Genomic DNA, 12,208 nt, shown 5'->3' with positions numbered 1-12,208 from the left:
GCCGATACCGATTGGCATGTGGACCGGCTCTATCAGGACCTGCTGCCTGGCGCGGCCATGGTGGTTGCGAACTTTCACCGCTATGCGGTCGATCCCAACCGCCCGCCAGATGGCGCGAGCCTCTATCCGGGCCAGAACACGACAGGCCTCGTCGCCCTGACCGATTTTGATGGCGAACCGATCTGGAACGAGGCCCCCGACGAGGACGCTATTGCCGCGCGTGTGGCAGCCTTCCATGCGCCCTATCACGCCGCTCTGACAGAGGCGCTGGAGCGGGCAAGGGCATTTCACGGCGTCGCCATCCTCTATGATGCACACTCCATCCGCTCGCGCATTCCCTTCCTGTTCGATGGCGTACTGCCCGATCTCAATATCGGGACGGCGGACGCGGCGAGCTGTGCGCCCCTGTTGCAAGCGGAGGTCGAGGCGGCCTGCGCCGCAGAACCCGGCTACCGCCATGTCGTGAACGGCCGCTTCAAGGGCGGGTGGACGACGCGCCATTACGGCAAGCCGGCTTCAGGCATTCACGCCGTCCAGATGGAGCTCGCCCAATCGGTCTATCTGGAAAGCGAAGCGCCGCCCTTTGCCTATGACGAGGCGCGGGCCGCCCGGCTGCGGCGCCTGCTCTCGACCCTCCTGCACCGCATCGAGGCGCTTGCACCGCAATTGAAGGACGCATCATGACCCAGAACCGGCGCAATGTTCGCGACATCTTTCCGCCAACCGGCACGGCGCTGAACGCCAAGTCATGGATGACCGAAGCGCCCTTGCGCATGCTGATGAACAATCTGCATCCCGATGTGGCCGAGAACCCCCACGAGCTGGTGGTCTATGGCGGTATTGGCCGGGCTGCGCGAAACTGGGAGGCCTATGACCGCATTGTCGCGGCGCTCAAAGAGCTCAATGAGGACGAGACCCTGCTGGTCCAGTCCGGCAAGCCGGTCGGTGTCTTCCGCACTCATGCCGACGCGCCGCGCGTGCTGATCGCCAACTCCAACCTCGTGCCGCACTGGGCGAACTGGGAGCATTTCAACGCGCTCGATAGGCAAGGCCTGATGATGTACGGCCAGATGACGGCCGGCTCCTGGATCTATATCGGCACGCAAGGCATCGTGCAGGGTACCTACGAGACCTTTGCAGAAGCCGGCCGCCAGCATTATGGCGGGGATCTCACGGGCAAGTGGATTCTGACCGCTGGCCTTGGCGGCATGGGCGGCGCGCAGCCTCTGGCGGCCGTCTTTGCAGGCGCCTCATGCCTGGCGGTCGAGTGCGACGAGACCCGCATCGATTTTCGCATCCGCACCCGCTATCTCGACGAGAAGGCGTTCACGCTCGATGAGGCGCTGGAGAAGATTGCCCGCTGGACGAAGGCAGGCGAGGCGAAGTCCGTCGGGCTTCTGGGTAATGCCGCCGACATCTTCCCCGAGCTGGTCCGCCGGATGCAGGCAGGCGACGTCCGCCCCGACATGGTCACCGACCAGACGAGCGCCCACGACCCTTTGCACGGCTATCTGCCCAAAGGCTGGAGCGTCGCGGACTGGCGGGCTCGTCAGGAAAGCGAGCCGCAGGCGGTGGAGCGTGCTGCCCGCGCCAGCATGAAGGCGCATGTTGCGGCCATGGTGGAGTTCCACAAGGCGGGTGTGCCCACACTCGATTACGGAAACAATATCCGTCAGGTGGCACTCGACGAAGGCCTGACCGATGCCTTCGCCTTCCCCGGATTTGTGCCGGCCTATATCCGCCCGCTCTTCTGCCGGGGTGTCGGACCGTTCCGCTGGTGCGCCCTGTCAGGCGATCCGGAAGACATTTACAAGACCGACGCGAAGATGAAGGAGCTCTTCCCCGAAAACGCCCATCTTCATCGCTGGCTGGACATGGCTGCGGAGCGGATAGCCTTCCAGGGCTTGCCCGCGCGTATTTGCTGGATCGGGCTTGGCGAGCGTCACAAGGCGGGCCTTGCCTTCAACGAAATGGTCCGCACCGGCGAGCTCAAGGCGCCGGTTGTGATTGGCAGGGACCATCTCGACAGCGGCTCCGTTGCGTCGCCCAACCGCGAGACCGAAGCCATGAAGGACGGGTCAGACGCGGTATCGGACTGGCCGCTCCTCAATGCGCTTCTGAACACCGCATCCGGGGCAACATGGGTCAGCCTGCATCACGGCGGCGGCGTGGGTATGGGCTTCTCCCAGCACTCGGGCATGGTCATCTGCTGTGATGGCAGCGCGGATGCAAACCGGCGCCTTGAGCGCGTGCTGTGGAACGATCCGGCGACCGGCGTGATGCGTCATGCCGATGCAGGGTATGACATCGCCATAGATTGTGCGCGCGAGCACGCGCTCAATCTGCCTTCACTCACCTAGGAGCCGGTATCGGCCAGCAGCGCTTCCAGCCTCTGCCGGTCAGCGGCGGACATGTCCATCGTGGCGGCGCGCTCGAAGAGCTCGCGTGCCTGTAGCGAACGTGCGCGCGCCTGTTCCGCTTCGCCCCAGGCCAGATGCAGCGCGCCCCAGCGCGGTGCCCGCCTTGCCGCCTGCCGGTAGCGCTGCGCAGCAGCACGGTGCTGCCCGCTTGCGGCAAGCAGATCGCCCATCTCTTTTAGCGGATCAGCCCATTCCGGGGCTTTGCGATGCGCTTCGGCCAGCATGTCGAGCGCGCCATTCAGATCACCATTCTGCCGGCGGATATCGGCCAGAAAGAGCTCGCCATAGGCCAGTTGCGGGGCCCGTTCGATGAGGGTTTGAAAGCGCGCCTCGATGCCGTTCGCCCCGTCCAGCCCGTCCAGATAGGCATGGGTGAGATCGAGATAGTAATTGCCCTCAGGCAAACCCTCCAGAAGGGTACGGGCTTCATCCACTTCTCCGGCCCGTGCAAACGCCACGGCTACAGTCGGATACCGGGCCTGTGCCACTGACGGCCTTGCATCGTCCGGCAATGCCTCCACGCCTTCGCGTATGCCAGGCCAAATGGCCTGCCAGGCCGGGGTGTCCTCAAGCTGTATGGCCACCTCGAAGGCAAAGTCCTCACGCCCGGACACGCCGGGCAGCGATTCAAATTCCGGCAGGCGCGAGTAGATCTCCGTGGCGCGCGCCGTGTCATACATCCACAGATGGGCATAGGCCTGTTGCCAGCGAAGCTGCTCTGCCGACACCGGACGGCGGCGTATGGCCTCTTCGAGATATTCGCTCGCTTCCAGATAGGCGTGACCGCGCAAAAGGAGATCAGCCTCCATGCCGACCACCATCGGGTCGCGTTCATCGGGGTTGTATTCATCGCCGCTGCGCAGATGGCGCGCGGCCTGCGCCATGTGGTGAAGTTCCGCGCCCGGCTGGCCGAGCATGCCGTAAACCTGCGCCAGATTGGCGTGCAGCAGGCCGAAATCGCCATGCAGTTCCACGGCGCTTTCACCGATCGCTAGCGCCTGTGCCAGATTGCCTTCGTCAAGATAGAGGCCGACGAGCGCCGCCGCCGCCCAGCGCCGGTCTGTGGGTGATCCGGTTGCGGCGAGCGTTTCGAACGCTGTGCGGGCATCTTCGGGGCGCTCGGAATCGAGAAGATAGACCGCATAGCGATAGGGCTGTGTCTGGGCAAAGATCGCGTCGGCAGCCTCGTCCAGACCGGCATAGATCTCGTCCGCGCCCGCCATGATGACGCGGGCCGGCTGCCCGCCGGCGCGCGCGGTGATGCGATAGCCTTCGCCCTCCCGCACGATTTCGCCGGTGATACGGATTTCCTCGCCCAGCCACGACCGAAGGAAACGCCAGAGCTCACCCGCCGACACGCCGGTCTGGGGTATTTCGACGGCCACCTCGTCGCCCCAGCTGTCTGCATAGGTATTGGCGGCGCGCATGGACTGTGTCGTGGTTTGCATCTCGGCCAGCCGGTCAAGCACGCGCGAGGCAATGGCGGCCCCCGTAAGGCCCTGTTCCTCCATGGCAGGCGGCACGGAGAAGGGCTGGATGGTCAGACCGCGATACTGCGTGGCACTCCACAGGACGGTCGCTACAATGACCACTGCAGTGAAGGCGGATACCGCGGCCAGGATCATCAGGGCTGCGCCCGCCGCTTCGCGGGCAATCTGCCAGTTGCGATGCGTGACATCGGAGCGGATCAGCCGCGCCTGATGCTCCAGTACCGCGCGCGCCATGGATCCCGGATTCTCGCCCAGCACATCGGCGCGCACTGCCATGGTCAACGGGTCCGGCGTTGGCGGCAAATCGTCTTCTGAAAAGCGCTGTTCGCCGCTTCGCGAAGGAGTGTGTGTATCGTCCATGGATGCCCCCGACTTGTCTGCACTCGGCCATGAGGCGCCAGCCGCCAGACAGTGTCGGGCAGCGCCTGTGGCTTACGAAACGCGCTCCGGCGTCGGGAATGCCGGAAAGCCTGACGCATGCGGTGGCACGACGCGTCTGACCGGACAGCAGAGTAGAGGCAACAAGGCGGTTGCGTCCATACATCTGGCCGCACGCCAAACCGATTGACAGTCGCACCGGCGCTTCAGTATTGCGGTCCCGATGCAGCGGCGGGCTGAGACCACCGCATGCAGCGCCCGTCCGCCGCGTGATTTGTAAAAGGTCAATGAGCGGACATCCTGAAAGACCCTGGTCCATGACCGCTGCGCGGTTTTCCTCCTCCGATCCTGTCGCTGACCGGCGTGCAGACTATGCAGAGCAATTCGCCGCGCGCGGTGATTTTCAGGCCGCGGCCGATGTACTCTCAAGCGCGCTTGAGCTTGTTCCGGCATGGACCGCCGGCTGGTTCCGCCTCGGCGAATTTCACGAAAAGGCAGGGCAGGGCGAAGCCGCGCTGCGCGCATGGGACCAGGCTCTCGAACTTGATCCCGCCGATCCGTTCGGGGCCAGCCTGAAACGCGACCTCGCCCGGGCCATGCCGGTCGCTGAATCCATGCCGCCAGCCTTCGTGGAATTGCTCTTCGACCAGTACGCCAGCCGGTTCGATGCAGCTCTGACGCGCGGCCTGGAGTATCGCGGACCGGACATTCTTCTGGCCCGCCTGCAGGCGAACGGCTTTGAGCGGGCGGCACATGCTCTCGATCTCGGTTGTGGCACAGGCCTGATGGGTGAGGTGCTGCGCCCGTTCTCAGGCAGGCTGGCGGGTGTCGACCTGTCGGCCGGCATGCTGGCAGAGGCGGAAGCGAAGGGCGTGTACGACGCCCTCGCCAAGGCCGACATAGCCCGTATGGACATGGTGCCAGCGCAGTACGACCTGATCGTCGCGGCGGACGTGTTCGCCTATGTCGGGGCGCTGGAAGCGGTGATTGCGTGGTGCCGTGCCGCCCTGCTTCCCGGTGGATATCTCGCCTTCACCGTTGAGGCGGCCGAGGAGGATATCGTCCTGAAGGAGAGCCGCCGCTTTGCGCACGGCGCACCCTATCTTGAAAACCTGCTGACCCAGGCCGGTTTCGCCGCTATTGACCTTGCCCCGTGCGTTGTCCGCAAGGACCGGGGCGAGGACATACACTCCTTCTGCGTCGTCGCGGCCCTTCCGGCCATCTGCCACGACAGGGAAGGTGACGGGGAAGCCCGCATTCCGGCCTGAGCGGCGCTTGTTCAGGCGTCGTCCAGCAGGAAGGTCACGGCGAGATTGACCCGGAAAGCGGTGATCTTGCCGTTCTCGATCTTCACATTCTGATCCTTCACCCAGGCGCTCGAAACATTGCGAAGCGTCTTGGAAGCACGGGCAATGCCCTGCACGACAGCATCATCGAAACTGTCAGGTGAAGTAGCGGATATCTCGGTTACACGAGCGACGCTCATGGCGTCCTCCTTTCATCAGCTCATGCCCAACCAACACACTGCCGGGCGGTGATGTTCCGATAATTTCTGATGCTCGAAGTGATGGTGCCCATCGAGGCGCCGGGCGCACACAGCATGAAAAAGCCCTTGCCAGCCTCGCCATCATGAAATGATATATCATTTGTCATTCAGCCGTTACGGCAAAAGAAAAAAGGGGAGAGAACTATGCGGTCTTTAATTGCAGCCGGATGCGCCATGCTGGTCAGCAGCGTGGCCACTGCGCAGGACAGTCTCAGCTTTGACGACCCGTCCGATCTCTTGCAGATCAACCGGAAAATCCAATGCTCGACCGTCGATGGCGAGCCGGCCGTCTATTACTGGAACGGCTACGCGTTTTCGCGCCGCCAGGGCGAGCGTGACCGCCGCCTGTTCCGTGTGGAAGGCATGAATATCCGGACTTGCGTATCCACCAGCCACCCTGAATACGGTGAGGGCTACCGGCTCATCTCGCGCGAGATCCTGCTCTATCTCGATCCGGAAACGAACGAGATCCTGTCGACATGGGACAATCCCTGGACCGGCGAGACGGTCGATGTGCTGCATGTCGCCAACGATCCGGTGAATAGCCAGAACTGGGAAAACGGTCCGCGCGGGCCGCTGAGCTGGAGCGGTCAGCAGACCGGTGATGGCTGGTGGCTGACGGCGACGGTTCCGCTCTTCTACCCGAACCCGCTCGCCAGCGAATTCGAGGCCGAGATCGGCGGCACCTACCACGCCACGGAAATGTTCAACTTCTTCGGCAATGTCTCCGAAGTGCTGGACCCCGAAACCACCAGCGCCGATGTGCATGTGGGCTGGGTGCGCATGTCGGACTGGCTTCCCTGGATGCGCATGCAGGGCCGCGAGGGCCTGATCTATTTCTCTACCGCAGGGCGCAAGCTGGATGGCGGCTATGACGAGCTGCCCGCCTTCTTCCGCGCGGAGATCGAGCGCAACTATCCTGAATACAATCAGGCACCGCCGCTCGATGATGACCGTCCGAACGTGACGAGCTGGAGCTATTATCTCGGCGTCGCACGTGGCGAGATCGAGGTGCCGGAACGCGGCGAGTAGGCCTCTGACACCTCAGGGCGCGGCGAAGTTTGTCACCGAATTGCAACACTTCGCCGCCTCTTGAGGAAATGGCCCGGAATAGGCCTGACGGCTCTGTTCAAAAGATATATCATTATACTCGGTTTGGATCGAATCCGATAACGGACGACGGCCAAGACAGGGGAGACCAGGTGTGAAAAAGTCCATTCTACTCAGCTCGGCCGCCGTGCTTGCGGTGACGGCTCTGACCACGGGTGCAGCTATCGGCCAGGAGGCTGAGGAAGCTGCCAGCTCGTCCAACGCCCGCGAAATCATCACGGTGACAGCCCGCCGGCGCGAGGAGACCATCCTTGATGCTCCCGTCGCGGTGACGGCCTTCGGCCAGGAAGATATCCTCAATCTCGGCCTCCAGTCGGTGGACGATGTGGCCCGCTTCACGCCCGGCCTGTCGTTCTCGGCGGCCTTCGGGCGGACCTCGGAGCGCCCGGTCATCCGTGGCCAGGCCAACGTTCTTGCCGGTGTGCAGTTCGGCGTGGAATCCGGCACCGCCTACTTTGTGGACGGCGTCTACTATCCCGGTTCGATCCAGAACCTCGATCCCAATGATCTGGCCCGCGTCGAAGTGATCCGCGGTCCGCAGAGCGCACTCTACGGCCGGAACACCTATGCCGGTGCCATCAATTTCGTGACCCGCGGCGGCACCGACGAGGTTGAGGCCAATCTGCGCGGCCGCTATGGCAGCCACGGCGAACACGAAGTGTCAGGCGGGATTTCAGGTCCGCTCGGCCCGAATGCCGGCTTCCGTGTGTCGCTGCGCGACTATCATTATGATGGCGAGTACACCAACACGGTGACCGGCCAGACAGTCGGTTCGCAGTCGACCACCTCCTTCTCCGGCGTGCTGGACTTCAGCCCGACGAGCAATATCGATTTCCGCGTCCGGGCCCAGTATTCGGACTCGAGCGACGGCACCCTGCCGCTCTTCCTGCAGCCGGCATCCGCCAACAACTGCTCGCCCGGTTATCGCTCGCTCAATTACTGGTCGCGTTCGGGCAGCACCAACAATAATCAGTATTTCTGCGGTGTGATCCGCCCAGGCCCGATCGCTCTGAACACCGGCCCGGCCGTTCCTGGTCAGCCGGCCATTGTGCCGGGCGTCCCGGCCAATGCGCTTAACCCCTTCCTGCCGTTCCAGCTCTATTCCACGGCTGACGGCACGGCGTTCGACGGCGTCACCAACGAGACGCTGCTCTTCTCCGGCATTATGGACTGGGATCTGGGCGGCTCGGGCTACATCCTCAGCCTGTCTGCGGGCTACCGCGATGAAGAGCGCCGTTTCGGTTCGGACTCCGACCACTCCTCCATCAACTTCGTCCTGCAGCCGGCGGGCATGTCAGACACCGGCGCGTTCTTTGCCAATACGACTCGCAACGAGGTGGTGGACTACTCGCTGGAAGCCCGTCTGGCCTCGCCGCTCGACCGCCGCTTCCGCTGGATGGTCGGTGCGTACATGTACGATCAGACCAGTGACCAGTTCTCCATCACCTTCTCGAACCTGTCGGGCAATCCGTCGAGCGAGCTGACCACCACCAACCAGGCGGTGTTCGGTCTTCTGGAATTCGACTTCACCGACAACCTCACCATGACGCTCGAAGGGCGCTATGCCGAGGAAGAAAAGACCACGCTGGACGGCATCGGTACCGCCACGCCGTTCAACCGGACCGACACGTTCGACAACTTCACGCCCCGCCTGACCCTGAACTGGTCGGTGAACCCCGAGACCACGGTGTTTGCCGTCTACTCGCGCGGTGTGAAACCGGGCGGCCAGAACGGCGCTATCGGCGCGAGCGTCGGTCAGCCGACCTATGACCAGGAAACGTCCGATAACTTCGAGATCGGGGTGAAGCAGTTCCTGTTCGGCGGCGCAGGCTATTTCGCGGCCTCGGCCTACTATATCGATGCGACCGACGTGCAGCTGACCACGGCAGTGGCCTCTGTCGGCGGTGCACTGAACTCGGTGGCCACCAACCAGGGTTCGGCCGAGATTCTGGGTCTCGAGCTGGAATACCGCCAGCAGGTCAATGACTATCTCTCAATCGGCGCAACCTACGCCTGGACCCGTCCGGAGTTCACCGAAGGCTGCGACGACGCCCAGTGGGAACTCACCTCGGGTGGCGGTGTGATCGCGGGCAACGCGACGGCACCGGGAACCGGCACGCAGTTCTTCGGCGCTACCGGTAACTGCTCCATCGCAGGCAATCGCATCCCGCTGACCTCCGAGCACCAGCTTTCGCTGAATGCAGAGGTGCGTGCGCCGATCGGTTCGACCGGCACGCTGGAATGGTTCCTGCGCGGCGACTACACCTACGAGTCCTCGAAATTCGTTCAGGTTCACAACCTGGCCGAAACCGGCGATGCGTCGATCTTCGGCGCCCAGCTCGGCATCGAGGGTGAGAGCTGGACGATCATGGCCTATGGCCGGAACATCTTCGATGAAGACTCCATCGTCATGGCCACGCGCTGGCTCCAGACGCCGTATCTGAGCACGGGCTTCTCGCCGAATACCGCTCCGGTAAACGCCGCACGTGGCGCTCCGCGGGCCTTCTTCGGGACGCTGCGCCGTGGCGCCAGCTTCGGTATCGAGGCTCGCTACCGCTTCTAGGCTTTCGGGCCGGGGGACGCGATGAGGGGCCGGGCAGCCAGTCTGCCCGGCCCTTCGTGCATCCGGGCGGCTGCATGATGAAAAGGACTGTTCTGATGGATTGTGTTCGCTACCTGCCCGCCATCGCCGCGATATGTCTGGCAGCGCCGGCCGCATACGGCCAGCTTCCTCACGGCCAGCCGGTGACCGGCGATGCCGAAGCCGAGGCCGTCCTGAACGCGGACCTCGAGCTTCTTCTCAGCTGGTTCGAAGGCCGCTTTGACAATGACCGGGAAGTTTTCTTTGCCGAGGAGGCGGGCGTTCCCGAAGAGGGGCGCAATGGACGTATCCACTCGATCTTCCGCAAGGTCGAGCTTCCTGCCTTTGGCGAGCATGTCTTCTATGTCGAGCAATATGCGGGCGGTGATCCGGAGAATATCTACCGCCAGCGTATCTACCGCTTCGTGGCTGATGCGGAAGCCAACGCCATCCGTCTGGACATCTACGCGCCCAATGACGCGGCGAGCCTGCGCGGTGCCTGGCGCGATCCGTCCCTTCTGGAAGGACTGACACCCGCCGATACGGTCAGCTATCCGGGCTGCGAGGTCTACTGGCGCCGCCGCGAAAACCAGTTTGTGGGTGAAACCGTGCGCGGGGCTTGCGTTGTCCAGAGCCGGCAGTCCGGCCGCACACTCGTCATTGAGGATGATCTGGTACTGACGCCGGACGCTATCTGGATCCGGGACCGGGCGCAGACATCGGAAGGCGAGTATGTCTATGGCAACCGGATGGAGTTGCCCCATCGCCTGCTGCGCGCCCGCCCGTTTGAATGTTGGGTCGCGGTCATGCGCGGTGCCAGCCATGGCGATAGCGGCGACGGAATGACCGACTGGCAGTTCCTGCGCGATATCTGGCTGCACGATCAGGGTGGCCGCGCGATTGTCAGGACCGACGAAACGCCGCCACGCGAAATCGAACTGCGCCTGCGCGATGTAGAGTGGCCAGCGCGGGACCGGCGCGGATCACTGACGCTTTATGTTCATGAGGCGGGCAATGACCGCGCGCTGTCCTATGCCTGGGGCGAGGCCGGCGCGGAACGCCTTGGCCTGAACCTGCGCTGGCTGCAGGCCAGCTGCACCCATACGCCGGGAAGCTGGGGCCCGTAGCGGACCGTCAGGCTCCGGCGAGGTCGAGGATGGCGAGCGCGGCGCGTTCGCCAACCTCCATTGCGCCTTCCATGCCCGTATGCAGATGGCTGGCGTGCTCGCCAGCGATGAACAGGCGTCCGGCGGGCTGGATCATCGGTTCGGCCCATCGCGAAATCTGCCCTGGCGCCCAGTGCATGTAGGCACCGCCCGCCAGCGGATTGGATGGCAGCCACCGGACGACTTCCCGCAAGGCAAGGCGACCTTCGCTCGCCGGGCGGATTTCGGCAAATGTCCGGCTGAGCAAGGCCTGCCAGTCCGCATCGCTGTTGGAGGCTCCGCGCAGCGCATCCTGCCCGTCGATCCAGCAAGTGAACATGCCTGTCGGGCCATTGGCGTCGCGCCGCGCAAAGATCCGGTTCAGCGGGGTATTGGTCCACATTTCAGGCGCGAGCCCGTCGGCTTCCCAGAATGGGGTTTCCGCCTGCGCATGCAACTGGATGATCGGTGTGTAGGGGAGGAGGTCCAGTGCCTCGGACTGAGGCGCCGACAAGGGCGCATCTATCGCCAGATTGCGCAAGACCGCGAAGGGCAGGGCGCTGACGAGAAAGTCCGCACGCAGGGTCTCGCCGTTTTCAAGCGTGACGCGGGCGCCCGTCTCATCGGCTTCGATGGCTGCCGCGCGGGATTGCAACCTAACCTCGCGAGGCAGGCTGGCGGCCATGGCTTCGGGCAGGCGCTGGGATCCGCCAGCCACACGCTGGGATGGGCCCATTTCGCGCTCGGCAGCGTAGAGCGTCAGTGAGCGCCAGACATTCATCATCGAATAGGTCGCAAGGCGTCCCCCATTCAGCGTCGCGTCCATCAGACGGATCGCCTCGTCATTCGCTCCCAGAGTGCGCAGGAAGGCTTCGGCCGCTATGTCGTGCTCCTGCCACTGCGCTTCGCGCCAGGCATAGACATCGGGCAGCGGGTTGTGGCGCGCCACCATCGCAAAGAAGAGCTGGTGCGGGGACAGTCCGCGCAACGTGTCAGGCAAGCGATTGAGCGGTGAGGCAGGCCAGTCGGCAGCCGGAATGCGCTGTCCGTCCACGACCAGCTGTTCGCCAAAACGCGACGGGGCGAAATCTTCAAACACAAGGCCCAGTGCGGCAGCCTCGGCCCTTACCCTCGCATAGCCCTGTCCCACCTGCTCACCGCCGCCTTCGGGTGCGCCGGGCAAATGGTCCAGCGTCACCATCCGCCCGCCAATGCGTTCAGACGCCTCCAGTACCAGCACGTCGAGACCGGCATCGGCCAGCAGCCTTGCCGCATGCAGGCCGCTGAGGCCCGCCCCCAGCACGATCACGTCGGCCGCCTTTGCGCCGCGGTCAGTACGGGGCCCGCATCCGCCAAGGGCAAAACTGCCCATCAGGGCCGCGCCGCTGGCAAGAAGGCTGCGCCGGGACAATCTCATGAGGACCTCCGCCAGAGTTGTGCGATCATCTGCGCGCGCGGCCTTGCCATGAGCGCCGGGATGAAATGTTATATCCTTTGAAGAATGACGGTGTTCAAGCGCCGCGGTCAAGCGAGAGGGG

General features: G+C 63.9%; 9 protein-coding genes. 6 read left to right on the top strand and 3 right to left on the bottom strand.

Annotated elements, in window-relative coordinates:
- A partial coding sequence (gene hutG, locus ACTS2Z_RS08830; RefSeq protein WP_442572851.1) for an N-formylglutamate deformylase occupies positions 1–684 on the top strand: 684 nt, incomplete at its 5' end.
- A complete protein-coding gene (gene hutU, locus ACTS2Z_RS08825) occupies positions 681–2,360 on the top strand; it encodes a urocanate hydratase (protein ID WP_442572850.1) in 1,680 nt (559 codons plus the stop codon). The genes hutG and hutU, both read left to right, overlap by 4 nt.
- On the opposite strand, the gene ACTS2Z_RS08820 is transcribed toward hutU, so the two are convergent.
- Entirely contained in the window at positions 2,357–4,270 is a 1,914-nt protein-coding gene (locus tag ACTS2Z_RS08820; RefSeq protein WP_442572849.1) for a hypothetical protein, read from the bottom strand. The genes hutU and ACTS2Z_RS08820 overlap by 4 nt on opposite strands.
- Before the next feature lie 335 nt (positions 4,271–4,605).
- Here ACTS2Z_RS08820 and ACTS2Z_RS08815 point away from each other — a divergent pair, with 335 nt between their 5' ends.
- The gene (locus ACTS2Z_RS08815; RefSeq protein ID WP_442572848.1) at positions 4,606–5,556 is read left to right on the top strand and encodes a methyltransferase domain-containing protein; all 951 of its coding nucleotides are present in this window, start codon (positions 4,606–4,608) and stop codon (positions 5,554–5,556) included.
- Between the two features lie 11 nt (positions 5,557–5,567).
- Here ACTS2Z_RS08815 and ACTS2Z_RS08810 read toward each other — a convergent pair whose 3' ends face one another.
- Positions 5,568–5,774 (bottom strand): dodecin family protein, encoded by a 207-nt coding sequence (locus ACTS2Z_RS08810; protein ID WP_442572847.1) that lies wholly within the window; start codon positions 5,772–5,774, stop codon positions 5,568–5,570.
- Between the two features lie 204 nt (positions 5,775–5,978).
- On the opposite strand from ACTS2Z_RS08810, the gene ACTS2Z_RS08805 reads away from it, so the two are divergent.
- From ACTS2Z_RS08805 to ACTS2Z_RS08795, 3 genes are all read left to right on the top strand, one after another.
- Complete coding sequence (locus ACTS2Z_RS08805; RefSeq protein WP_442572846.1) at positions 5,979–6,866, top strand: DUF1838 family protein; 888 nt, start codon at positions 5,979–5,981, stop codon at positions 6,864–6,866.
- A gap of 172 nt (positions 6,867–7,038) precedes the next feature.
- Positions 7,039–9,507: a TonB-dependent receptor gene (locus ACTS2Z_RS08800; RefSeq protein WP_442572845.1), complete on the top strand. Its 2,469-nt coding sequence runs from the start codon at positions 7,039–7,041 to the stop codon at positions 9,505–9,507.
- A gap of 74 nt (positions 9,508–9,581) precedes the next feature.
- Positions 9,582–10,652, top strand: a complete 1,071-nt coding sequence (locus ACTS2Z_RS08795) for a chromophore lyase CpcT/CpeT (RefSeq protein ID WP_442572844.1) — start codon at positions 9,582–9,584, stop codon at positions 10,650–10,652.
- Positions 10,653–10,659: 7 nt separating this feature from the next.
- Here ACTS2Z_RS08795 and ACTS2Z_RS08790 read toward each other — a convergent pair whose 3' ends face one another.
- Complete coding sequence (locus ACTS2Z_RS08790; RefSeq protein WP_442572843.1) at positions 10,660–12,087, bottom strand: flavin monoamine oxidase family protein; 1,428 nt, start codon at positions 12,085–12,087, stop codon at positions 10,660–10,662.
- Between the last annotated feature and the right edge of the window lie 121 nt (positions 12,088–12,208).

The organism is Glycocaulis sp. (assembly GCF_052168375.1).
GTDB lineage: Bacteria > Pseudomonadota > Alphaproteobacteria > Caulobacterales > Maricaulaceae > Glycocaulis.
The sequence above is the reverse complement of the archived record's forward strand: the minus strand, read 5'-3'. Positions and strand labels throughout refer to the sequence as shown.

Coding starts and splice junctions, on each gene's coding strand:
- hutU (WP_442572850.1), top strand. CDS start 681: ATGACCCAGAACCGGCGCAATGTTCGCGACATCTTTCCGCCAACCGGC.
- ACTS2Z_RS08820 (WP_442572849.1), bottom strand. CDS start 4,270: ATGGACGATACACACACTCCTTCGCGAAGCGGCGAACAGCGCTTTTCA.
- ACTS2Z_RS08815 (WP_442572848.1), top strand. CDS start 4,606: ATGACCGCTGCGCGGTTTTCCTCCTCCGATCCTGTCGCTGACCGGCGT.
- ACTS2Z_RS08810 (WP_442572847.1), bottom strand. CDS start 5,774: ATGAGCGTCGCTCGTGTAACCGAGATATCCGCTACTTCACCTGACAGT.
- ACTS2Z_RS08805 (WP_442572846.1), top strand. CDS start 5,979: ATGCGGTCTTTAATTGCAGCCGGATGCGCCATGCTGGTCAGCAGCGTG.
- ACTS2Z_RS08795 (WP_442572844.1), top strand. CDS start 9,582: ATGATGAAAAGGACTGTTCTGATGGATTGTGTTCGCTACCTGCCCGCC.
- ACTS2Z_RS08790 (WP_442572843.1), bottom strand. CDS start 12,087: ATGAGATTGTCCCGGCGCAGCCTTCTTGCCAGCGGCGCGGCCCTGATG.